Genomic DNA, 22,835 nt, shown 5'->3' with positions numbered 1-22,835 from the left:
ATGTTCAAACCTTTGTATGTATTTGATATGGATGAAACGCTGATCAATGCCGATGCAGCGATGCTCTGGAATGAGTTCTTGGTTGAAAAGGGCATTGCCACAGCGCCCAACTTTATTGAAGAAGATAAGCGCTTAATGGGCTTGTATTCGGAAGGCAAACTGAACATGGAAGATTACCTCACGTTTTCCATGCAGCCTTTGGCCGATATGCCAACAGAGCAAGTCACCGCATTGGTGGAAGAGTGTGTTGAACAGCATATTTTGCCTAGACAGTTCAAGCAGTCGAAACCTTTGATTGAGCAGCTTGAGAATGATGATATCGACATGTTGATCATCTCTGCCAGCGTGACTTTCTTGGTGGAAGCTGTGGGTCGCAAGATTGGTATCGAGAATGTACTCGGTATTGATTTGATTGAAAACCAAGGCCGTTTTACTTCTCAAATATCTGGTGTGCCAAGCTACCGTGAAGGTAAAGTCACCCGTTTAAAAGAGTGGTTAGACAATCAAGAAACTAACTACTCAGACATTCACTTTTATACGGATTCAATCAACGACTTACCTTTGTGTGAACACGCTGATTTTACTTACTTGGTGAATCCATGCCCGCGTTTAAAAGCGTTAGCTGATCAACCGAACTGGTCGATTCTCAACTGGGATTAACGCTGATCCCATCTTTGAATTATGTTCGCTTTAGAACGAAAAAAGCCGCTGATGAAAGCGGCTTTTTTGCATCATCAGTCTAATGTTTGATTTATCACCTTAACTGATAAAAGTGCACCTGTAACAGTTCAATAACATCTCTTGCTTGGTTGTAAATCAAACCACCACTCTTCAATCCCTTGATAGCACTCACTTTGTTGTTGTGAGGTTTTGTGTGTAACAAATATTTTACAATTTGACGGGTTTTTAGCGTTATTGCCCATTTCCTTCGATGCATTCCAATCTTTCCGCTTGTGGGCCAAATTTAATTAAGGACAAAAAACACGTAATACAAAACCAATAGGTACAAGGAGAAAGTTCATGGTGGATACATACAACCCGCTTGGTACGGATGGATTCGAGTTTGTTGAATACACGGCCGTTGACCACAAGGGAATCGAGCAACTTAAAGCGCTGTTTGTGTCACTTGGTTTTGCCGAGATCGCTAAGCACCGTTCAAAAGAGGCTTGGCTGTATCGACAAGGTGACATCAACTTTATCGTCAATGAGCAGCCACACAGCCAAGCGGAAGCGTTCGCTAAAGTTCACGGCCCATCGGTGTGTGGCATGGCTTTTCGTGTTAACGATGCAACTGCGGCAATGACACAAGCTTTCAGCGGCGGTGGCGAAGAGTATAAAACAGAAATTGGACCGATGGAGCTGAGCATTCCTTCCATTTACGGCATCGGTGAAAGCCTGCTCTATTTTGTGGATCGTTATGGCAAGCAGAGCATCTATGACGTCGATTTCCGATTCTATGACGATGCGGAACAGCGCATGGCCGAAGCCAATGTTGGCTTGTATGAAATCGATCACCTCACGCACAACGTGAAACAAGGCAATATGGATGTATGGTCTGGGTTTTATGAGCGCATCGGTAACTTCCGCGAGATTCGCTACTTCGACATTGAAGGCAAGCTGACAGGCCTTGTGAGCAGAGCCATGACCTCGCCATGTGGCAAAATCCGCATCCCTATCAATGAGTCTTCCGACGACAAATCACAAATTGAAGAGTTCATTCGTGAATACAACGGCGAAGGTATCCAACACATCGCACTCGCCACCGATGATATCTACAAAACCGTGAAGACTCTGCGTGATCGCGGCATGGACTTTATGCCAACACCAGACACCTACTACGAGAAAGTTGATGATCGTGTGAAAGGCCACGGTGAAGATACCGATCTGCTGCGCGACCTACGCGTTCTGATTGATGGCGCGCCGACCAAAGACGGCATCTTGCTGCAAATTTTCACACAGACGGTAATCGGGCCTGTGTTCTTTGAAATCATTCAGCGTAAAGGCAACGAAGGTTTTGGCGAAGGCAACTTCAAGGCGCTGTTTGAATCGATTGAAGAGGACCAGATTCGTCGAGGAGTATTAGACGATGCATAAATGGATCTCGTTTCCTCATCGGGAGGGGGTGTGTTCTAAACAAGCGCATGCCGACTTCCCTGAAGAGGCAATCTATGAGCGAGAGGCGGGTCGAAGTGGTTTCTTCGGCCCTGCCGCTCACTTTCATCACCAGCATGCCCCAACAGGTTGGTCGGAGTGGGAGGGTGATTTACGTCCTCGCGCTTTTGATTTTACGCTGGTGGAGAAAGCTAGCCAGATAACCCCTTGGGCGGTGCCTCATCTTTTGCACAATGCGGACTGCAAAATCCGTGTGTGGCGCATGGATGAGAAGATGGATTTCTTGGTGCGTAATTCTGACGGTGATGAGCTGCTGTTCATTCACCAAGGTAGGGCAGATCTCTATTGCGACTATGGTCATTTAGAGGTGAGTGAAGGGGATTACGTGATGATCCCGCGCTCAACCAATTGGCGCTTGGAGCCAAGTGAGCCGATGTTCATCTTGATGATTGAGAACACCGACGCGGCTTATTCCTTGCCTGAGAAGGGCATGGTCGGCAATCACGCGGTGTTTGATCCAGCGGTTCTTGAAATCCCGTCGATCAACGATCAATTCCGCGCTCAGTACTCCGAAGATCAAACCCAAGTTCAGGTGAAACGCCACGACAAAGTCAGTGTGATCACTTATCCGTTCAATCCTTTAGACGCGATTGGTTGGCATGGGGATTTGGCTGTGGTGAAAGTGAATTGGCGCGATATCAGACCGCTGATGTCACATCGTTACCACTTGCCACCGTCTGCGCATACGACCTTTGTTGGCGCAGGCTTTGTAGTGTGTACCTTTGTGCCACGCCCGATTGAGAGCGATCCAGGTGCGTTGAAAGTGCCGTTCTATCACAACAATGATGACTACGACGAAGTGCTGTTCTATCACGCAGGTGACTTCTTTAGCCGCGATAATATTGAAGCGGGTATGGTGACTTTCCACCCGGCGGGCTTCACTCATGGGCCTCATCCTAAAGCCTTTAAGGCTGGGCAAGCGCATAAGAAAAAGTTCACCGATGAAGTCGCGGTGATGATCGATACTCGCCATGCGCTGCAGTTCTCTGACGAACTTGATAGCGTTGAGAACAAAGAATATGTCTACAGTTGGCAAGAGAAGTAAGGGGCAACAAGGATGAAATTAGCAACCAAGAAAAATGGTACTCGCGATGGCCTATTGATGGTCGTGAGTAAAGATCTCAAACAGTGCGTGCCAGCGACGGAGATTTTCCACGCAATGCATCTTGCACCCACCATGCAGGTAGCCTTGGATAACTGGGACAGCGTGGCTTCTCAGTTAGAAGAGTTATACACCTCGCTCAATAACGGGCATGTGACTGGCAGTGAAGTGTTTGCCACTCAGTATTGTGAATCACCATTGCCACGCGCTTATCAATGGGCTGATGGCAGCGCTTATGTAAACCACGTTGAACTGGTGCGTAAGGCGCGTGGTGCTGAAATGCCAGAAAGCTTCTGGGTCGATCCATTAATGTATCAAGGCGGCTCAGATGCCTTTATTGGTCCACGTGACAATATTGAATTTGCCAGTGATGAATGGGGTATCGATTTCGAGGGTGAAGTCGCGGTTGTCACCGGAGATGTGCCAATGGGTGCTAGTGCTAAGCAAGCGCACGATTCGATTCGTCTGCTGATGTTGGTGAACGATGTGTCGCTGCGTGGCTTGATTCCAGCAGAGCTCGCCAAGGGCTTTGGTTTCTTCCAGTCTAAGCCCTCTTCAGCGTTTTCCCCGGTTGCCGTTACGCCTGATGAGCTAGGTGAACAGTGGAAAGGCAGTAAGGTACACCTGCCACTGACTTCAACCTACAATGACCAGCCTTTTGGTTGTCCGAATGCGGGCGTCGATATGACTTTCAATTTTGCCGAACTAGTTGTGCATGCTGCGAAGACTCGTCCACTGTCGGCTGGTGCGATCATTGGCTCTGGCACGGTTTCCAACAAGCAAGGCACTGACCACGGCACCTCAATTGCCGAGGGCGGCGTGGGCTATTCATGCATTGCCGAGGTGCGCATGATTGAGACGATTCGCGATGGCAAACCTTCGACTCAATTCATGTCGTTTGGCGACTCGATTCGCCTAGAGATGTTTGATGAGGCTGGTGACTCGATCTTTGGCGCGATTGACCAGAAAGTGAGTCAATATCGACCACGCTAGGGATAGCGACAAGAGTAAAGCGACAGAGAGGAACGTTATGAACGAGGGCTCTTTATGAACAAGAAGATCACACTCTATGGTTATTGGCGCTCTTCGGCAGCCTATCGGGTGCGTATTGGCTTGAACCTAAAGCAACTTAGCTATGAGTCGAAATCGGTGCATTTGGTGCGTAATGGCGGCGAGCAGCATGATCCACAATATCGTGAGCTCAACGCCAGTGAGTCAGTGCCTGTGCTGGTGGATGGTGAAGTTAAACTCAATCAGTCGCTGACTATTTTGCAATACTTGGATGAAAGATATTTATGTGAGAGCAGCCCAGACTCCTTGTTGATTCCCGAGCAAACACCATTGCGCTATCAAGCGTTGGCAATGGCTCAGGATATTGCGATAGAAATTCACCCTCTGAACAACCTGCGCGTGTTGCAGTATTTGGAGCGGGAATTGTCGTGCGAGCAAGAGGCGAGAATGGACTGGCTTCATCATTGGATGAACCAAGGTTTCCGTGCTCTAGAAGAGAAACTGGCAAAGCACAGAAAAGCACACGGTGATTCGGTGTATAGCCTCACCTATTCACCTTGTATCGTCGATATTTGCTTAGTGCCACAAGTCTATAATGCACTGCGTTTTGGCGTTGATATGTCGCCGTATCCGTTGATTAACTCGATTGTTGATGCGTGTAATCAGTTACCCGCTTTTATTGGGGCGATGCCAGAGAACCAAGCGGATGCGAATGCACCGATGTGAACGGAAACAAAGATTTATTTTGCTAAATTGAGGATGTTTTTTGAAAAGAGGGGAGAAACCTGGACTGAGTATCCAAATATTTAACCTGTTCTAATAAGAGTTCGAACGCATGCTTTTGTCTTTATTCAGAAGCTTAGTATCTTAATACTATCTGGATAAAAAGAAGCCTCCAATGTTGGAGGCTTCTTGGTTTCTACACTTTTACAACTAGCGCGAGTGACAAAGGTAATATCAGATATTGCTATTCAGATTATTTGTACCTTCTGCCTTAGATTGTTCAATCTCAGACTCGGTTTGCCACTTGCCATTGTAAAGGTATTCACGCTCTGGGAGTGGGGTGTTTGTAGCTCTAAAATCAAACACCTCATCGGTTTGATATTCTCTATTACAAACGGGGATGCTAAATAGTCTAGCTTCTGGCTTCGCTTCAAACAGCTTTTTATGGTCATCGACCTCTGTACAATTCAGTTTGTAGACCTTTGAAAGTTGCGCGACCATGGATTCTAAATCCGCTTCAGTTTTAAAGAATATGTAGCAATCGGATCGACTGTGTGAACGGAAAATTGTGTCATGTTCCATATCGATATATTCACATCTATCCTGTTTAAAGTAGAGCTGGACCACTTTTCTTTTCTTGTTGTAGTCAGCAAACAGCCAATCTTCACGCTCTCCGACTCTCATATCTGTTGGTTCATCAGGCTGGCGTTTTAACATACCAAATGAGAGTAAAATAAGGGCGCCAGCTCCCGCTAATGCCATTGGGCCAACCACCGCTACCATCGTCACACACACCACCGCGCCTATCCAACCAACAGCTTGCGTGGCGGTATTTACCCACTTAGGCATATTGCGACGCTTTTTCATCACAAAGCCTTTGCTAGAAAAAATATAGTCATAGCGATAATCTCGTCCATACATGTAGTAGCTTAACGAGTACATAAAAAATGTGACAAGCACCGATATGGCATCATTAACCCATCCTCCAGCCCAAAAGCCAAGGAAGTAGAAAAATACAATTATCGGCAACATTGCCACAATCGAAATGAACAAATAAAGGTATCGACTTGGCTCTTCAATATCGTATTTACGCCATGTTTTTACATTATCGCCTGCGAGTATTTCTTGCTCTTGCGCCTCTTGATAAACCGCCAACTCTTCTGGTGTGATATAAAATGGTGAATATGCCAAGGGTTACTCCTGAAAACCTAATGTGCCAACAACGGGGGTGAGTGTTTTTTTAATGATGTCTTGTTTAGTATTGTCTGAAATCACGCCATAAGTTGCACTCTGTTTTATGCCGTTTTGGAACCAATACTCACGCTTGGCCGGGGCATCATCTTCCACATCATACGCTACTTGCACGGCAAGGTATTGATCGGCATCTTTAATCGGTAACGTTACCTTGTACACCACCAATTCGGCGCTAGCTTGGTCTTGAGTTTGTAACGTGACTAGATCTGCGTTTTGATGCCACGAGCCGGACGTCAACTCATCTTCTGTTGCCTTGGTATTGGTACTCACGGTAATACCATTCGTTGCTGTATGGCGTGGCAGTTGAATATGCACGTCCAAACCAATTAATTCACGATGAGTGTAACCCGGATAGGCTTGGACTTTTTCAATAGGCTGATGGTATACCGTAGGTTGCTGAATAATAGATTGTAAGTCAAACAGCGCTTGACGTATTAAGGCTGAATTATGCTTCTCTCGTTCAGGCAAGCTTGCAGATAGGCTCCACTGAGTTCGAGCAGGGTGATAACCCCAAGGCAGTTTATCTAACCACTTTTGGTAATCATCTTGTTTTACTTTACTCAAGACGTGATTAGCAACTAAAGTAATAATCGTTACTACAACTAAAGCAGCCATAATTGGAGCACCAAATATTATGTTAGGTGAGAGCCACCCTGTTAATGCACCACCAAATTGCCACGCAGCGATAGCACTTGTTACGCCTAAACTAGCTGTACTCAACCTTTGAAACACTAACTCGCGACCATACAACCCATCTTCTCGTTGCCAAGAACGGTACGCCTCAATACCTGAAGCTAGCGCCCCCAAAGCACCTGTGATCGCGAGCCATTTATTGAATACCTTCAAGTCATCAAGGATCAGGTTTTGAAAACCATCTTCGCTTCTACTCACTAACTTCTTTAATACTTTGTATGAATGTGACCTTAATCGAGGGTCACCCTTCACACTATCCCATAATTTCCCCGTCCGAATTCCCGTCCACGCACTGGCGGTGTAAAACAGCTTTTGTTGTATGTCTAAGAATTCATCTGAATTCATCAAGCCTGTATCGGCAATACTGCTCATGGCATCGGTCAAGGCAATGCTGTTAAACAGAAGAGCGAGAAACCCCAATCCACCTGCGTTTTCGAACAGTTTATGCAAATCACCTGCGGCCTCGCTGATCACCCTTGTCCTAAATTCTACCGTTGCCTTCGCTAGGTCGTCCGGGAGTATAATGCGTTGTGGATATTCTAAAGTGGTCACTGCTAATCGTTTTTTAAGCCGCTTCTGATTCTTTAACGCCTCTTTATACTTAGCTGTCGCCTTGCGCTGGTTTTGATTCACCTCAGCAATAATACTGTTGTTTTTCTTTAGCTCAGCAAGGTTATCTTCAATGCGTGTTTTCCAATCCTTAAAACCTTGAGCATAATTGTCATTAATACTTACTGGCATCGTTTGCGCCATACGCTCAGCTATACTCGCTCGCCATACAAAACCATTTCGAGGCAATGGCTTAGCCAACGTTGGCATCAATAGAATGGAAGCTTGAGAGGTAAAACTCACACCCAGCTCTAACGCCCCCTTTAAAGCAGCGCTAATAGAGGCTTTGAATAGGGTATCGAGCTCTTTAAGGCCTTTTGCCAAGTCTTTCAAAATGTCGGTTTCGGAGGTGTTTGGGTTTGTAACAAAATCCATGACCTTCGCATACATCCCCGTTTTATTGCTCACGGAAGAGACATGCTCTAACCATTTATCTTCATCGCTTGACGATGTTGATAGGGGCTCGGGAATGGATTTTTTCAACTCATTATAGACACTTCGACTGAAACCAGAGGTATAGAGTGGTAATAAGCTGGTCGGATTCTCCCATTGGCTTTCTGCCCAAATGCGGTCTTCTTCTTCAATCACAAGGCTAAACGCTTCTACCGCCGCCAGGTGAAGTTGATAGAGGGTATATTGTGTCTCCTCGCTATAAAGGTCGAAGACACGTTCGAGATGATGAGGAGTGAGCGTTTCTAATACCGAAATAAAGTCACGCTTTACGGAAGTCACTCGAGCAAGCATGGTCTCTTTTTGCTCTGATAGCGCCTGCATTTCGCTCAGCATTTGCTTCCAGTTGAGCTGCTTACGCCAGCGGTCTCTGGCAATCCACTGTTCGTAGTAGCCAAAACGACTGGCGGATATACCGTATTTCTCTTGGATAGACAGAGCAACGGCAGACTGTGTATTTTGACTGGACTCAATAGCACCCGCAGAAAATTGAGCAGGGTAGCCTGACTGAATTGCCCCTTTGTTTTTCTCTGCTAAATCAAGATGGGTCGATGAATCATAATACTCTGCCATGTCACCATAGAAGGCGAGCTCTTGATGATTGCGCTTTACTCTCCATGGCATGTCTATTTCATCACTCGCCCCAAACATAGATAACTGCATGGCGGTTTGCATCAAATGCCATTGGTTCGAGAACTGGTCAATAAAAAGGCGGTAGGGGCTGGCGGCTCCTACAAAATGCAGTGACATGTCTTGTATGTCAGCGGCGTAATCTTTTATGGACACAAAATAGGCGGCTTCCTCTTCAGGAAGCGCTGCTGTTAAATCACTTTCAGAGGCAATGGGTTTGAATGGGGAGGCGGCTTCATCGGCTTGTGTACTCACTCCTGAATCCGCAAAGCGACCATCATCGACAGCAGAGGCTTCGATGTCTGCCACTTCAGAGAGTTGAGCGATAGGCGCAATATGGTGCTGTTGCGAGTTCGCTGTGAGTACCACGGTTTGCATGCGGTCAATATGACTGCTGGGATTGTTCACCACAGCAAGAAACATTTTCCATGTCCATCTATGTTCTGAAAAGCAAAGAGATAGAAGGCTTCCTTCAGTATAAGTAAGGAATGTACTTGGGGACTCTGGCACTCCCCTCGTCTCGGATTCTGGGCTTTCTGCTGCCCCGAGTTTATGAAGCGTGAATTGTGTCCCTTTCACTTCGTATTCATCAAGGACCTTCCTCACCGAATCATAAACATAAAGCCAACCATCGCGCACCTGACGGAGTGTATAGCCAATAGTGTTGAGCTTTGCTGGTCCTTTGCCTTGCCATTTAGTTGGTAAACCAAATGGTGAAGCGTCTTCACTATCGAGCTGGTCAATAGCATAACGTACTGGAATGAAATGTGCCGGTCCACCTTCTTCGGGCTCATTCCTCTGCGTCATATCAATCGTTCTTGGCTCAGGTTTTGAGGGCGGGTCTATTTTCTTGGTTTCTCCTTCCCAAAACATGCTGCGCTCAGGTGGTGAGCCTGCAATATCATTTGAGGGCGCTGTTGAAGTTTCAGTCAATGAAGATAAGGAACCATCGCTTTCATACGCAGCAACGGCTTCTTCGAGCGTGTAAGGATGGTCATTCCACAGCATGGATGTTTTGGGAGGAAGAGGGTTGCTCATAAGCTCACGAAATCGATAAGGTTAATATTACCTGCTTTAAAGCAAGTTTTAGACCAACGTCTAGCCCTTATAAAGCGCTGTTACGGTTGTTTCATAAACGAAAAATTGTACGATTATCCAATAACTTGTACTGATTTTCTAACTTTTGAGTTTAGTGGGGAATAGAAAATTGCTACTGACTTTCTGTTATGGTGATGGGTAACTTGCAGTAAACGCAAATATTAGAAAGAACAGCAAAGGGCTGAATGCTTTTGAACTTGCACCTTTGACTGGCCCTTTATCTCATAGTTCTGTTCTAACTATTAAAGCGAAACAACACTCTTTATCTCTTCCAAAACCTCGGCGTTAGCGATAGCCCCGAGGTTTTCTACATTTTTGCCATTGATCACCTGTTTCACAGCCAACTCCACCAGTTTGCCAGAGCGTGTTTTTGGCACGTCGCTGATCGCAAATATCTGGCTTGGCACGTGTCTTGGCGAACAAGAGGATTTGAGTTTGCTTTTGATGGCTGTCAGTAACTTTTCATCTAAACTCACACCTTGCTGCAGCTGAACAAACAGCCATACCTGTTCATTGCGGTCGATGTTTTTACCGACTGCTATCGAATCGATGATGCCGTCAATGGTGTTCACTTGCTGATAGATTTCGGCCGTACCAATTCGCACGCCACCGGGGTTGAGTGTGGTGTCGCCTCGCCCGTAGAACAGGTAGCCGCCATGTTCGCTCTGTGCGACTTCATCACCGTGATGCCACACATTGTCGAACCTATCCCAATAGGTGCTGTGATAGCGCTCTCCGGTGTCATTCCAAAAGCCAGCGGGGAAGTTGGGTAGGGAGTTGGTGCATACTAATTCGCCACGTTCGTGATCGACCTTTTGACCAGACGAATTGAACACCTTGATGTCGACGCCGAGCCCGGCCTGTTGGCACTCACCGCGATACACAGGCGAGATTGGGTTACCCAAAACAAAGCAGCCACAAATATCCGTGCCGCCAGAAATCGACGCTAAATGCAGGTCTTGCTTGATGTGCTTGTAAACGTAATCGAACTGCTCTGGGTAAAGCACAGAACCCGTCGAGCACAGTGTTCTCAAATGAGGAAGCGAGTGACTGTCTATTGGTGAGAGTTCGGCTTTCTCAATCGCTTCTATGTACTTGGCTGAGGTGCCAAATGTCGATACGTCAGCACGCTGCGCTAAATCCCATAGAACGTTAGGTTGCGGGTAAACCGGGCTACCATCAAAGATAACCAAACAAGCACCGCTGGCGAGCGCAGATACGTGCCAGTTCCACATCATCCAACCACAAGTGGTGTAGTAGAACACGCGATCTCTTGGTTTAATATCGCAATGAAGCTGGTGCTCTTTTAGGTGGTTGATGGTAGTGCCACCGACAGAATGCACTATACATTTGGGTTTGCCTGTGGTGCCGGAAGAGTAGAGTACAAACAACGGTTCATTGAAGCCGACACGAGTAAATCGAAGAGGTTTTGTCTGATAGTGATTAATGATGCTGTGCCAGCTTAGAATCGACACATCATGTTCAACTTTTTTCTTCTCTAAATCGCTCTTCTCTAAGTCATTACTCGGTTTCAAATAACCGATCTCACACACCTGTTTTAATTCGTTTAAGTGTTCGATGATTTCACGGTTCTTGCCCGCCATATCGAACGTTTTGCCATTGAAGGTGTAACCGTCACAGGTGAACAGCACCTTAGGTTTCACCTGTCCGAATCGCTCAATCACACTCTCTACTCCAAAATCAGGCGAGGTCGATGTCCAAATCGCGCCTAAGCTGGTGGCGGCTAGCATGGCTATCACGGTTTGTGGCAGATAGGGAGTATACGCAGCAACTATATCACCTTGTTTCACTCCGCTATCGACAAGCCATTGCTGAACACTAGAGGCAGCTTCACACAGGGTTTCCCATGTATAACTCTGTTGTTCGCCACGTTCATTCTCAAACCAAATCGCAAGCTCATCAGGCATGGTGTGTGCCAAACGCAGCAAGTTCTCGGCGTAGTTTACTTGTGCATTGGGAAACCAAACCGCATCACGGTTCGATTTAGGCTGCTGCCAGCGGCTCCCACCTTGAGCTTTGATGGTCTCGCTTTCTGCCTTGTTAATAGAGTCTTGTGAGCCGACTACTCCACAAAACTGCCACACGTTTTGCCAAAACGATTCCGGCTGAACTACAGACCATTGGTGGAGTTCGGCATAGTTTTTTACGTCCCTATCTAGGTTTAACCAAGACTGTTCAAGGCTATCGATGAATCGGGTTAAGTTGGCATTGGCGATACGCTGCTCGCTTGGCTGCCAAATGGGCTTATTGCTTTCGTGCATTCCTTTACCTTTAACAAAAAGTTAACTTTTTCAGTCTGGTATTTAGGTTTTACAAAGTCAAAAGTTCAGCAAAATAAGCGCTTGGTGGAATTGTGTAAATAAAATGTTACACGATCGCTTGTTTCGAAAAATCGCGCAAATTGGCGCTTATAAGGAGTGGAGATAGGCTTAAAGTGAGACATTCGAAAGGAGGAGTGTAATGACTCAATATCATTCTAAGCCCGTGAGCCAAGAGGGATGGGTTGAGTGGAGCCTCGAAGAAGACGCTATTTGGCACGACTTAGTGAAAAGGCAACTGGACGTGATTAATGACCGCGCATGCGATGCTTATTTGCACGGTTTGACCTTGCTGGATCTACCATTAGACAGAGTTCCCCAGCTGCCAGAGATAAATAAAGTGCTAATGGAAACAACCGGTTGGCAAGTTCAGCCTGTGCCTGCATTGATCGATTTCGACCGATTCTTTGATTTGCTCGCCAATAAGAAATTCCCAGTTGCGACATTTCTGAGAACGCGAGACGAGTTCGATTACTTACAAGAACCTGATTTCTTTCATGAAATTTTCGGCCATTGTGCCATGCTCACTAATGCCGATTTCGCGGCTTTCACTGAGCATTATGGAAAACTAGGCCAAGCCGCCACATCTAAACAGCGCGCTTATCTTGCCCGTTTGTATTGGTTTACGGTTGAGTTCGGTTTAGTAAAAGAAGGCCAACAACTGAAAATCTATGGCGGTGGCATTCTTTCGTCTCCAGCGGAAACTATGTATGCGTTGGGAGGGGATTTGGCCGTTCGCGAGCGGTTCGATCTGCAAACGGTTTTAAGAACGCCTTATCGTATCGACATCATGCAGCCGAAATATTACGTGATCGACGAGCTATCTGAGCTCTTTAAAATCAGTCAGGAAAACCTATTACAGCAAGCTGATCTCGCCATCGATGCGGGGTTACTACCACCACTTTTTGAACCCAAGGAACCAACACATGTTGAATGAACAAAAATGCGAAGCCTGCAGTATCGACGCGATTGCCCTAAGTGAAGATGAACAACAATCTTTACTGTTGGAGTTGTCAGACTGGCAGATCATCGAAAGAGACGGCATCCCGCAGCTTGAGAAGGTGTTCAAGTTTAAGAACTACAAGCAAGCATGGGCATTCAGCAACATAGTGTCAGAACTGGCAGAAGAAGAGTTCCACCATCCTTCGATCTTATTGGAGTGGGGCAAAGTCACCGTCACTTGGTGGAGCCACTCAATCAAAGGCCTGCACAAAAATGACTTCATCTGCGCCTCACGCTGCGATGTGTTCGCGGTGAGTGAATAGTTTTGTAGGTTAGGAGTTACTCTTGCAACCTCTGTGATGCGATTAACTCATTATTCAGCTCATAATGTGAGTTGAATAATTGCCTTAAACAGCTCATAGTATGAGTTGAATAAGTGATACTTTCGCATCATGGGGTGTAATATGTGGATTTGGCAGCAAGATAATTGGCCAAACTTTGTTTGGGATAATCAGAAAATAGGCGTGAGGTTAAGAGAAGTACGGCTTAATCAGGGCATTCTATTGGGCAAGATTACCTCACAGTCGGCAGATCAATCCCAAACCATGCTCGACACCTTATTAGCGAACATAGTCCATTCCAGTGCGATTGAGGGAGAAAAGCTTAATGCTTTCTCGGTCCGGTCTTCTTTAGCCAATAAACTCGGTGTCAGTGAAGATCGACCTTTTCCAACGACAGAACAAACCGATGGCCTAGCTGAAATTATGTTGGATGCGGTGCAGAACCTAACAGAGCCACTAGCGCTTGATAGGATCTTACATTGGCACGATAGACTGTTTCCTCAAGGCTACACCATGTTTAACCCTGTAGTTGGAGGTCAGCTACGAGGTGACGCTCCGATGCAAGTGGTATCAGGAAGAATTGACCGCCCAACCGTGCACTTTGAAGCGCCTAGCCGAGACATTCTTGATGCTGAGCTAGATACATTTATCAAATGGTTTAATGATTCACTTACCGACGCCACACTCGATCCTCTATTGCGAGCCGCAATCACTCACCTTTGGTTTATCACCTTACACCCGTTAGATGATGGTAATGGTCGTATTACTCGATTGTTGACCGACTTGGCGTTAGCACAGGCCGAGCAGCAGTCGGTACGCTTCTATGCGATGTCGGTGGGAATTCTCGCTAACCGCAAGCATTACTACGAGATATTGGAGCGAACCCAGAAAGGGGGACTCGATATTAGCGAATGGTTGATGTGGTTCTTAGATACGTTAGACGAGACGTTTACAGGGGTTTTCGCTGAGGTCGACCAAACTGTATATAAGACTAACTATTGGCGCAGCATCGATCAAACCAAGCTTACGGCAGAACAAGTAAAAGTGCTGAATAGGATGCTCGATGGTGATTTTTCAGAAGGTATCAATGCCAGCCAATATCAGAAAGTAGCAAAGGTGAGTAGTGCCACAGCAACACGTCATTTGAACGCTTTGATTGAGCATGGCTGCTTAGTTAAATCTGGTTCTGGTGGTAGAAGCACGCGCTATCTGTTGCCGGAATAGGAGTGATACGCTCATACTTCAACTTACTATGCCTCTAGTGACCGGATTTCAGTGGTATTCTAAGCTTCAATTACAAATCAATATTCAGTCAACTAAACATACATGAATCGAGACAGTAGGACTTTGATGAAAGCACCTTTAAAATCGAGTGGCGAAAAAGGGATCTTCAATAAATTTGATTGGGTTAAAGAGGCAGATAGCAAACTCATTAGTGCGAAATTACTTAGAGAAAACGGCAATCAGAAAACACTAGAACTTGAATCATTAATGACTACTACCTCTTACACATCAAGTGATGTTTTTGAGGTCTTAACTATCAAAGATGCTGCTTACAAATCGAGTGTTTTGATGTTGGGCTATGCACTTGAGTTGTTACTTAAATCAGGGGTTGTGTCATTACTCATATCTGCGCCTAAAGATTTACTTGAAAAAAAGGTCAGAGCTTATAGCCATAACCTAGTAAGTGTTGCTTTGGACTTAGGTATGAAACTGTCTAAGAGCGAGACTGAGCTGTTAAAAACTTTAAGTAGTTACATTATTAATGAGACTCGGTATCCAGTTACCCCTGAATCCGTTGAGGATTATTGTAATAAAACTAACGAAATCAATGGTTTTATTGCTAATGACAAATGTTTTTGTGATGGATTAGAGTTTTATAGCAAGCTTAAGAAGATTATAAATGATATTGATGGAACTCCTGACAATATGAAAATCTACTCTCGTATGGAATTGGAACGAGATGGATACATCATATTTCGAGTTGGTGGCTCTCTTCCTCCTGTCATTATTGTTAAATACTGTCAGACTCAGATTGATGCCAACACAAACACATTGGGCACGATTAAAGAGTTACTTATAAATAAGAATAAACAAAATATGTCTATCTATTCTCATTTGATGGAGTCTTCGTGGGATGCTGCTTTGTTTTTCAATGTGAGTAATAAGCAGGGCTTAACGCGAGTTCCCACTGATAGTGAGAAATAAACAGGATCACAGTTATTGACGCTCCGTGTTCTTCTTATTTATTTTATATGAGATCTGGCTTATATCGTGCAAACTTATTGGTGCTTTGAGCTAAACGCACTTTCCCAAACTAGCTTGACCTGCATCAGCGACTTGCTGCTTTCTCGTCCTACAACCCCCACTATTGCTCATAGTATTGGTTTTATGAGGCTGCTCTATGATATATTTCTCGGCCAAGTGTATTACAGACGAAGGCTAATAATGTCTATCAACCTTTCACTCCTTCCACCCAGCGAGAAAAATAAAATCGAACTGGATAAGCAAGCATCGTTTCTTGTATGGAAACTGAAGCAAGCGAAATGTGGCCCTGAAGCCATTGTTGAAGAAGCAATGAAGCTAGGTGACCCAGAAGAAAAGGCTTGGTTTGATCAGTCTGTAGAAAAATACAAACGGGTAATGGGTGTCGCATAAACGCAGACAAACCTTGCCCAGCAGTGCTGTATAATTGAAATGACACAGTAATTTGCTAGAATTTGCACCGTTAATTGAATCAGAGAGAAGATCCCGATGGGAAGAAGTTTTGAAGTGCGCAAGGCCTCAATGGCGAAAACTGCAGGCGCAAAAATTAAAGTTTATTCTAAATACGGTAAAGAGATTTACGTACTGGCTAAGAACGGCAGCTCTGACCCAGACATGAACCTACCTCTTAAGCACCTGATTGCTAAAGCGAAGAAAGACCAAGTACCAGCTCACGTTATCGACAAAGCGATCGATAAAGCGAACGGCGGCGGCGGTGAAGACTTCCAACCAGCTCGTTACGAAGGTTTTGGCCCAGGTGGCACAAGCGTAATCGTTGACTGTCTAACTGACAACGGCAACCGTACTTTCCAAGACGTTCGCCAATGTTTCGTTAAAACTGGCGCGAAAATCGGTGTTGAAGGTACTGTTTCTCACATGTTCGCTCACCAAGCTGTATTCCAGTTCAAAGGCGAAGATGACGAGATCATCCTAGAAACGCTTATGATGGAAGACGTAGACGTGACTGACGTTGAGCTAGAAGACGGTGTAATCACTGTATTCGCTCCAACGACTGAGTTCTTCAAAACGAAGACTGCACTAAACACTGCGTTCCCAGAGCTAACGCTAGACGTTGAGGAAATCACTTTCGTTCCTCAAACAACTACGCCAGTAGCTGAAGAAGATTCTGAGAAATTCCAGAAGTTCTTAGACATGCTTGACGACTGTGATGACGTTCAGCAGGTTTACCACAACGCTGAGCTGTAATCTTTACAGTAACAACAGTTATTAAAAAACCGAGCCTAGTGCTCGGTTTTTTTATGAACGTTATACCTGATTTTCCTTGATCATCGTTCCATAATGTACGGCTGACAAAGCGTTCTCTGGTCGCGATTTATCGCTGAACTTCATTATATTGTTCGTCTTATCCCGACATGAATCTGATTTAAGTACTCCCTGAGTATCATCGGGGTGATCGCCAAGCGTATTTAGTGTACAAAGAAAGAAAATATCAGCCAAAGGCTTTGACCCTGCTTATTGATGCATTGATTGAGAGTGTTCGATCTTTTCATAGCGATGGTTTGGTCAAATAAAAGGAGAAAGAAATGAAAGTAAGTTTTATCGGGCTAGGCGTTATGGGTTTCCCAATGGCAGGCCATCTAGTCAAAGCCGGTTTTGAAGTAACGGTATTTAACCGCACTCACAGCAAAGCGCTAGGCTGGGCTGATAAACACCAAGGTAAAGCGGCTGAATCTGTGGCTGAGTGTGTAGTGGAAGCTGACGTGGTATTGGTTTGTGTGGGTAACGATGACGACGTACGCAGCATGACAACCAGCGAAACAGGCGCATTGGCAGCGATGAAGCCAAACGCGATTCTTGTCGATCACACTACAACGTCTGCAGTTCTGTCTGAAGAGCTTGAAGTGGCAGCGAAGCAAGCCGGTATTCGCTTTATGGATGCACCTGTATCTGGTGGCCAAGCGGGCGCAGAAAATGGCGTGCTAACCATCATGTGTGGTGGCGAACAAGCGCTTTTCAACGACCTTCAACCTGTGTTCGAAGCTTACGGTAAGTCGTCAGTTCTTATGGGTAAAGTCGGCCAAGGCCAACGCGCGAAAATGGTTAACCAGATCTGCATTGCAGGAGTGTTGAATGGCTTATCTGAAGGCTTAGTGCTTGCTGAGAAATCAGGCTTGGATATCCCAACTCTGGTTGATTGCCTTAAAAACGGCGCTGCTGGTTCGTGGCAGATGGAAAACCGCGCTACGACAATGGCGCAAGACAAGTTTGATTTCGGCTTCGCCATTGACTGGATGATCAAAGACTTAGGTTTCTGCCTCGATGAAGCTGAGCGCCAAGGCATTCAACTTCCATTGACGGAGAAGACCAACAACGCATACAAGGCTCTGTCTGCACAAGGTGAAGGCCGCATGGATACCTCTGTATTGATGAAAGCTGTGGTTGAAGAAACAAAGAAGTAGAAAGGTAGAAGTAATAGAAGCTTCGTTTAGGTAACTAATAATAGCCGCTAATTAGCGGCTATTTTTGTTTGTGTGAACTTAGGGATGCAGTGAAAGCGTTGGTACTGAAACTCACTATTGGACATAAGCGTGTTAGTGATCTTTCTAATTTAGGAATCAATTGATTATCTCAGGTACGGCAATCCTATACTTTATTGGCTAAATTAAGTGAACGACTACAGGGAAATTCGATAGCATTTTTAATCTTCCCTCATAACTCTAGCGAGACCTTCATCGAAGTCTCTTGAACAATCAGGACAAAAAGTCTCCTCGAAATCAGCTCGCCATATGATTTCTTCCGAAAAATGACCACAGAAGCTTGCTGTGTGAGCATCAACATACTGTTTCCACTCAACTAGTTCTTGCAGATGTTTCTCTATAGCCTCTACATTAATCTGTAGAGATGACAGGTATGCCTTATACTCTCTCAAGGACTCAATGTACTCGTCATAGCCTTTTAAGAATTCTTCGACCTCGTCTTGATCGTAGACTGCCATCCTTTCCGTAATCTTATCTTTAAAATCAGAATGTTCTATATGTTGGGTGTAGTCTTTGTATTGTGTCCAAGAATCAACGAATCGTATCTTTTCAGCATGATCACCAAGAATGAGCTTGAGTTCTATCTGTTCTTCTTTAGGGCAGCAGATCACTTCAATCGCTTTGTGATCAAAGTAGAAACCAGTCTCATCTACATAGCGCCACTCTCGTTCCCATGTAAAGCCTTGCTTTGGGGATGTTTCGCCAAGCGGGTGTGCTAGAGCTTTAAGTGAATTTAGAAGGGAGTCTGTATCTTCAGACTGAGTGGATTCGGACATGGCAAACAACTGACCCAATATGTCATTGTCTAGATAGATGGTCGGTCGTACTTTACTTTCAACCATATAGGTTTTACTAAATCCAACCCCATACTCCATTTTTTCGTCAGCTCGACGCTTTGATATGGCAACAAATGCACCAAGGGCAAAGATAGGAGTCTCTGTAAAGCAGGCAATCTTATGCTTAAAAGAGTCTGTCTTGGAGCCATTTGGCACTTGAGATCGGATCAGTCCTTCGCCCTTGCACCTTTTAGAATACTTTTAATTGCATCTCTTCCAGTCATGTGTATCAGAAAGTTAGACATGTCAGGTTTTAGTTTTGGTTCTATTTCGAATGCTTTCATGTAGGTGAGACCTGCAAAGGTTATAGTGAATAGCCACCGAATCCATAGACACTTTGTGGCCTAAGAAAGAATAGGTTCATGCAGCATTTGCACCTTACCCAGTCTTTTGCTTTTGTGGGAAGACGTCTGACCCGCCCCCTCCAAAGTAACCAGAAGATTTAATGTAAAGATAACGAGTGTACGTTTTTTCAAAAAAGTGCGCGTAGTTTTCTTATATGGCTTTTGTTATAAATCAGCATAGCTTTGCAAACGTCTCCCAAAAGCCTGAAGCAGAGTGGTTATTCTTCCTGACGGCTTTGGTTAAACTCTCGCAATAAAGTTCTGTCACTTTGCGCAGGGCGTCTGTTACAAGAATGATAACTTCAGGCTGAGTTCGCTCAAGAAACTCATCAGAGAGAAGAGGGATAGGTAGGCACTCCACTAGTGGCTTAATGTCTTTGTCACGCAATGTGTCACCAGAAGTGAGTGACTGCAACAGAGCAAGCATTACATTTTCCACTCCACTTGTAGCTTCAGATAGCATTGCCTGTCGTACTAACTTGCATAAGCACGCTCGCACAAGACCTTTAATGCTGTCTTGATCCCATAGTGTGGATGACTGAGCTGCTATCAAACTTGTCAGTGCGCCTAGCTGGGTATCGTCACCATCGTAAATTATGTTCTCCATACACGCATAAGCCATAGAGCTGGAGTTATTTTGAATGTTTAAGCAGATCAGGTTATGAATAACCTCAATACTGGTGTTTCTGATAATCTTTTCTTGAAAATCGTCAGGCTGGAGCGGAATGGAAGAAAACTCAAAGCCATGCAACACTAACCTAGTAAAATGATCGATACAGAAATGCCCTATATTGAGGCTAACTGCCAGTGCGTGACTCATTAGGAAACTATGGGTACACAAACCTCTTAACTTTAGTTTTATCTCCAACGGCACGTTGAGTTTTGAATCTGAGTGCTGTTGCGTTCGCTCCAATATCAATGACAAGTTGGCAATGAAGTTGCTAGGCAATGACACTTCATCATTAGAGCCCTCAAAGAAAACGGTGTAGTGATCGTCACTGTACACAGGCCATTTGCCTTTATACGATTCACAATATTGATTCAATAACGTGTATACATCTTCCGTCATATGCCAAGTACAATTATCGAATACATTCGGCCCAAGACATGCGAGGAAAACAGCTGTCATTTCATCAATAACGAAGTCGGTGCATAGTGTGTTGACGTGGGATTCGTTACTGTTGTTGATGACAATTTTTATGTCTGGGCACAATACCGCTAGAATCGCTTTTTGAAAATTATCCTGACCGTTTATAAAACGATATTTCATGTCCACAGGTAGTGGTTGTTCCATTAACGGTTTCAGTTTCTCTCTCGATTCCTTGATTGGAGCGACTATCTTTTCAATTTCAGCCAATATCTCTTCAGCTGTCGCATTTTCAGGTAGCTGAATGATGTGAAACACTTCTTTTTCATCATCGTCCATTATTTCAGAAGCAATATGGTAAACAGCGTGAATGGGAGACATCTTGTCGGCAAGGGTAAACAATTTAACCGGCAATAATAATGCATCCCCCTTTTTAGCTTCGATAAGCCTTTTGGCAACTGTTCCATTGCTCTCGATGAGATATTGAGGGCAGTTAGATACAAAAAGCTTTCGTACTACCAGCTTAATGTGTGATTGATGTTCGCCTGTGTAGTTAAAGGCGTGCAGGTACTTCCCAGCTTCCATCGGCCAGTTTTGTTCTGGGAAGTGTTGCCCTGCGTGGAACACTAGGTTGAAATAGTATTTGGCGTTGTTGTGAGGGTCATTGCAGAACCAATCAATGATAGTTTCTGCAACATCCTCAATCCTATGGCAGAAATAAAACAGTAATCGCCAGGAGTAATCTTCGAAGTAATCATCAAAGATACTCAAGGGGATCTCATGTGAGAGCTCTCTCGCTTTCTCCTCGTCTTGTGTATACACCGATTGAAGATATTGCCCCCACAAGTACACAAGGTTTCTTTTTTCATAAGGCTCCAAGGGCTCCTTTTCTTGGTACTTATCTATGTTGTTACGAAGTAGGCGTGCAGATAACTGGTAATCTTTTTGGTTACCAGCAAGTATTGAGTAGAGAGTCACCACCTCTTCTCGTTCTTTGTCTTCCGGAGAAAGAGCGGCTAGCTTCTCCTCAAGCGTTTGGAACTGTCTTGAGGCATGGAGATAAGACAGGTACGAGTAAAAAGGCTCAGAGAGCCACGGAACATAATCGCCAAAGACAATATCTGATAGCAGTACAGCAAATTCAGGGTAGCCATGCATTGCTAATTCGGGGGCAACGATATTGACGAATGAAGCATTTAGGGTGATATCTTTAAAACTGCGTATCGCGCTTTCGATGTCGTTAAAGGGGAACTCGGTTTCCTCAAGAATAGGAGCGCTTCTTGCCGCCAGTGCGATCATGTTAGCTTTGGCTGCTACAGTGTCCTTCTCGGCCAGTAGATTAAGGGTTCCCAGGATGAGTTCGCTATCACCGCTTTCATAGAGAAGTTTGCAAGCATGAAAGTTGCAATGACCATCTTCCTTTTGATTGACGAGCACCTGCATCAGCTCTTCTGGTTCGTATTGGCGCAGTTCTTCAAAATCCTTGCGCATCGTACCCAAAATAAGAGACTCAAGCATATCGTCATCAAAGAAACTCTTGGCCTCTAAGTGCTCTTTATTTCGCTTTATACAGTTCTCCATGGACACATTCGTCATGTGTGTATAACGGAACAAATGGCAAAGGATATGCAGCAGTCTAAAATCAGGAAGCTCGCTTTCATCAATCAATGAAACGAGCTCAGTGCACAATTTATCAAATCGGTTTTTCTCTTCGTATGTAAGGCAGTAAAAATCCTTATCTATTTCATTATGAGTGGATTGACACTGGAGAATCAGATTCTCTCGTTTAAACTCGTGTAATGGTTTGATAAGTTGCAATCTATCCAGAACTTTTTTAGCCTGCTCGAACATAGAAAAGCCGATGGACTTTTCAAAGAGTGCGATAAGTTCAAAATCGGATAAGGCTTCAATGCTCTCACAGATAGCCTCCACGTATTCCTTTGTCGCAAGTCTGCGAAGGTAAACATACTGAGGTATAGTTATGTCATCCAATGTTTTGGATATGTATTCAAACCTCTGGTTGGCCGAATCCACACCTTTTCTTTGCTCGATGAGCTTGAGTAAGGCCGCTTCTGCCAAGCCTTGTGTTAATGGAGCTAATTGCTGACATTGGCTGTATCCTTCGACTCTTTGAGCGTCTTCGGTCGTCACCTCGTTGGTCAATATGACTCTAAGACACGAAACAGCCAATCTAGCCTCTTGGTCTAACGTGGTAATCTCACTGACTATCTCCAGACGCTCTAATGCTGAACTTACTTTGTTTTCCTGCAAAAATTTGAGCGCTTTGATAAGGCTAGGACGAATTGGTTCAAGACTTACGGTATCGGTAACTTGCACCATTAATTTGTCAATAAATACGCCATTATTGACATATTTGTTTCCTTTGAACGCATCACCAGAACCGTTACTGGTGATATTGCAAATACTCATAGATACCTCTT

Annotated in this window: 18 protein-coding genes and 1 pseudogene; 13 read left to right on the top strand and 6 right to left on the bottom strand. The window is 44.8% G+C overall.

All coding sequences use genetic code 11. The features are described from left to right. Complete coding sequence (locus tag AB4503_RS19415) at positions 1-660, top strand: HAD family hydrolase (protein WP_372115600.1); 660 nt, start codon at positions 1-3, stop codon at positions 658-660. Between the two features lie 94 nt (positions 661-754). Here AB4503_RS19415 and AB4503_RS19410 read toward each other — a convergent pair whose 3' ends face one another. Further along, a complete protein-coding gene (locus tag AB4503_RS19410; RefSeq protein ID WP_372115599.1) occupies positions 755-937 on the bottom strand; it encodes a hypothetical protein in 183 nt (60 codons plus the stop codon). Between the two features lie 83 nt (positions 938-1,020). Between AB4503_RS19410 and hppD the strand changes: the two genes are divergently transcribed. Genes hppD through maiA form a run of 4 tightly spaced genes read left to right on the top strand, consistent with a single transcriptional unit; the run spans position 1,021 to position 5,011 of the window. Continuing rightward, the gene (gene hppD, locus AB4503_RS19405; protein ID WP_372115598.1) at positions 1,021-2,094 is read left to right on the top strand and encodes a 4-hydroxyphenylpyruvate dioxygenase; all 1,074 of its coding nucleotides are present in this window, start codon (positions 1,021-1,023) and stop codon (positions 2,092-2,094) included. Then, positions 2,087-3,217 (top strand): homogentisate 1,2-dioxygenase, encoded by a 1,131-nt coding sequence (locus tag AB4503_RS19400; protein ID WP_108202338.1) that lies wholly within the window; start codon positions 2,087-2,089, stop codon positions 3,215-3,217. The genes hppD and AB4503_RS19400 overlap by 8 nt, the downstream gene beginning before the upstream one ends. 12 nt (positions 3,218-3,229) lie before the next feature. Continuing rightward, on the top strand, positions 3,230-4,267 hold the full coding sequence (locus AB4503_RS19395) for a fumarylacetoacetate hydrolase family protein (RefSeq protein ID WP_372115597.1): 1,038 nt from the start codon (positions 3,230-3,232) through the stop codon (positions 4,265-4,267). 54 nt (positions 4,268-4,321) lie between these two features. Continuing rightward, positions 4,322-5,011 carry a maleylacetoacetate isomerase gene (gene maiA, locus AB4503_RS19390; protein WP_372115596.1) on the top strand — a complete coding sequence of 230 codons (690 nt, stop codon included), beginning with the start codon at positions 4,322-4,324 and terminating at the stop codon, positions 5,009-5,011. Positions 5,012-5,242: 231 nt separating this feature from the next. Here maiA and AB4503_RS19385 read toward each other — a convergent pair whose 3' ends face one another. The 3 genes from AB4503_RS19385 to AB4503_RS19375 all read right to left on the bottom strand — a co-directional run bounded on the left by AB4503_RS19385 (position 5,243) and on the right by AB4503_RS19375 (position 12,024). Further along, on the bottom strand, positions 5,243-6,199 hold the full coding sequence (locus tag AB4503_RS19385) for a hypothetical protein (RefSeq protein ID WP_372115595.1): 957 nt from the start codon (positions 6,197-6,199) through the stop codon (positions 5,243-5,245). A gap of 3 nt (positions 6,200-6,202) precedes the next feature. Continuing rightward, positions 6,203-9,682, bottom strand: coding sequence for a T6SS effector BTH_I2691 family protein (locus AB4503_RS19380; RefSeq protein WP_372115594.1), 3,480 nt, complete (start codon positions 9,680-9,682; stop codon positions 6,203-6,205). Positions 9,683-9,984: 302 nt separating this feature from the next. Further along, positions 9,985-12,024: an acetoacetate--CoA ligase gene (locus AB4503_RS19375; RefSeq protein WP_372115593.1), complete on the bottom strand. Its 2,040-nt coding sequence runs from the start codon at positions 12,022-12,024 to the stop codon at positions 9,985-9,987. Positions 12,025-12,223: 199 nt separating this feature from the next. Here AB4503_RS19375 and phhA point away from each other — a divergent pair, with 199 nt between their 5' ends. The 8 genes and pseudogenes from phhA to AB4503_RS19335 all read left to right on the top strand — a co-directional run bounded on the left by phhA (position 12,224) and on the right by AB4503_RS19335 (position 18,049). Then, entirely contained in the window at positions 12,224-13,018 is a 795-nt protein-coding gene (gene phhA, locus AB4503_RS19370; protein ID WP_017065113.1) for a phenylalanine 4-monooxygenase, read from the top strand. Continuing rightward, a complete protein-coding gene (locus AB4503_RS19365) occupies positions 13,008-13,346 on the top strand; it encodes a 4a-hydroxytetrahydrobiopterin dehydratase (RefSeq protein WP_017065112.1) in 339 nt (112 codons plus the stop codon). Before phhA ends, AB4503_RS19365 begins: the two co-directional genes overlap by 11 nt. Before the next feature lie 141 nt (positions 13,347-13,487). Continuing rightward, on the top strand, positions 13,488-14,588 hold the full coding sequence (locus AB4503_RS19360) for a Fic family protein (RefSeq protein WP_017065111.1): 1,101 nt from the start codon (positions 13,488-13,490) through the stop codon (positions 14,586-14,588). Positions 14,589-14,714: 126 nt separating this feature from the next. Beyond that, positions 14,715-15,572 carry a hypothetical protein gene (locus AB4503_RS19355; RefSeq protein WP_136974001.1) on the top strand — a complete coding sequence of 286 codons (858 nt, stop codon included), beginning with the start codon at positions 14,715-14,717 and terminating at the stop codon, positions 15,570-15,572. 240 nt (positions 15,573-15,812) lie between these two features. Then, positions 15,813-16,022 (top strand): DUF3283 family protein, encoded by a 210-nt coding sequence (locus AB4503_RS19350; protein WP_004732615.1) that lies wholly within the window; start codon positions 15,813-15,815, stop codon positions 16,020-16,022. A gap of 96 nt (positions 16,023-16,118) precedes the next feature. Further along, positions 16,119-16,835 carry a YebC/PmpR family DNA-binding transcriptional regulator gene (locus AB4503_RS19345; RefSeq protein WP_017057670.1) on the top strand — a complete coding sequence of 239 codons (717 nt, stop codon included), beginning with the start codon at positions 16,119-16,121 and terminating at the stop codon, positions 16,833-16,835. 161 nt (positions 16,836-16,996) lie between these two features. Next, positions 16,997-17,161 (top strand): annotated as a pseudogene (locus tag AB4503_RS19340) (LysR family transcriptional regulator); the annotation flags it as partial. Between the two features lie 12 nt (positions 17,162-17,173). Beyond that, on the top strand, positions 17,174-18,049 hold the full coding sequence (locus AB4503_RS19335; RefSeq protein WP_372115592.1) for an NAD(P)-dependent oxidoreductase: 876 nt from the start codon (positions 17,174-17,176) through the stop codon (positions 18,047-18,049). Between the two features lie 239 nt (positions 18,050-18,288). On the opposite strand, the gene AB4503_RS19330 is transcribed toward AB4503_RS19335, so the two are convergent. Further along, on the bottom strand, positions 18,289-19,119 hold the full coding sequence (locus AB4503_RS19330; RefSeq protein ID WP_372115591.1) for a hypothetical protein: 831 nt from the start codon (positions 19,117-19,119) through the stop codon (positions 18,289-18,291). A gap of 360 nt (positions 19,120-19,479) precedes the next feature. Continuing rightward, positions 19,480-22,824, bottom strand: coding sequence for a hypothetical protein (locus AB4503_RS19325; RefSeq protein WP_372115590.1), 3,345 nt, complete (start codon positions 22,822-22,824; stop codon positions 19,480-19,482). Positions 22,825-22,835 lie beyond the last annotated feature (11 nt).

The sequence above is a fragment of the Vibrio sp. 10N.222.55.B11 genome (assembly GCF_041473705.1).
Lineage (GTDB): Bacteria > Pseudomonadota > Gammaproteobacteria > Enterobacterales > Vibrionaceae > Vibrio > Vibrio crassostreae_C.
The sequence above is the reverse complement of the archived record's forward strand: the minus strand, read 5'-3'. Positions and strand labels throughout refer to the sequence as shown.

Coding starts and splice junctions, on each gene's coding strand:
- AB4503_RS19415 (WP_372115600.1), top strand. CDS start 1: ATGTTCAAACCTTTGTATGTATTTGATATGGATGAAACGCTGATCAAT.
- AB4503_RS19410 (WP_372115599.1), bottom strand. CDS start 937: ATGCATCGAAGGAAATGGGCAATAACGCTAAAAACCCGTCAAATTGTA.
- hppD (WP_372115598.1), top strand. CDS start 1,021: ATGGTGGATACATACAACCCGCTTGGTACGGATGGATTCGAGTTTGTT.
- AB4503_RS19400 (WP_108202338.1), top strand. CDS start 2,087: ATGCATAAATGGATCTCGTTTCCTCATCGGGAGGGGGTGTGTTCTAAA.
- AB4503_RS19395 (WP_372115597.1), top strand. CDS start 3,230: ATGAAATTAGCAACCAAGAAAAATGGTACTCGCGATGGCCTATTGATG.
- maiA (WP_372115596.1), top strand. CDS start 4,322: ATGAACAAGAAGATCACACTCTATGGTTATTGGCGCTCTTCGGCAGCC.
- AB4503_RS19380 (WP_372115594.1), bottom strand. CDS start 9,682: ATGAGCAACCCTCTTCCTCCCAAAACATCCATGCTGTGGAATGACCAT.
- AB4503_RS19375 (WP_372115593.1), bottom strand. CDS start 12,024: ATGCACGAAAGCAATAAGCCCATTTGGCAGCCAAGCGAGCAGCGTATC.
- phhA (WP_017065113.1), top strand. CDS start 12,224: ATGACTCAATATCATTCTAAGCCCGTGAGCCAAGAGGGATGGGTTGAG.
- AB4503_RS19365 (WP_017065112.1), top strand. CDS start 13,008: ATGTTGAATGAACAAAAATGCGAAGCCTGCAGTATCGACGCGATTGCC.
- AB4503_RS19360 (WP_017065111.1), top strand. CDS start 13,488: ATGTGGATTTGGCAGCAAGATAATTGGCCAAACTTTGTTTGGGATAAT.
- AB4503_RS19355 (WP_136974001.1), top strand. CDS start 14,715: ATGAAAGCACCTTTAAAATCGAGTGGCGAAAAAGGGATCTTCAATAAA.
- AB4503_RS19350 (WP_004732615.1), top strand. CDS start 15,813: ATGTCTATCAACCTTTCACTCCTTCCACCCAGCGAGAAAAATAAAATC.
- AB4503_RS19345 (WP_017057670.1), top strand. CDS start 16,119: ATGGGAAGAAGTTTTGAAGTGCGCAAGGCCTCAATGGCGAAAACTGCA.
- AB4503_RS19335 (WP_372115592.1), top strand. CDS start 17,174: ATGAAAGTAAGTTTTATCGGGCTAGGCGTTATGGGTTTCCCAATGGCA.
- AB4503_RS19325 (WP_372115590.1), bottom strand. CDS start 22,824: ATGAGTATTTGCAATATCACCAGTAACGGTTCTGGTGATGCGTTCAAA.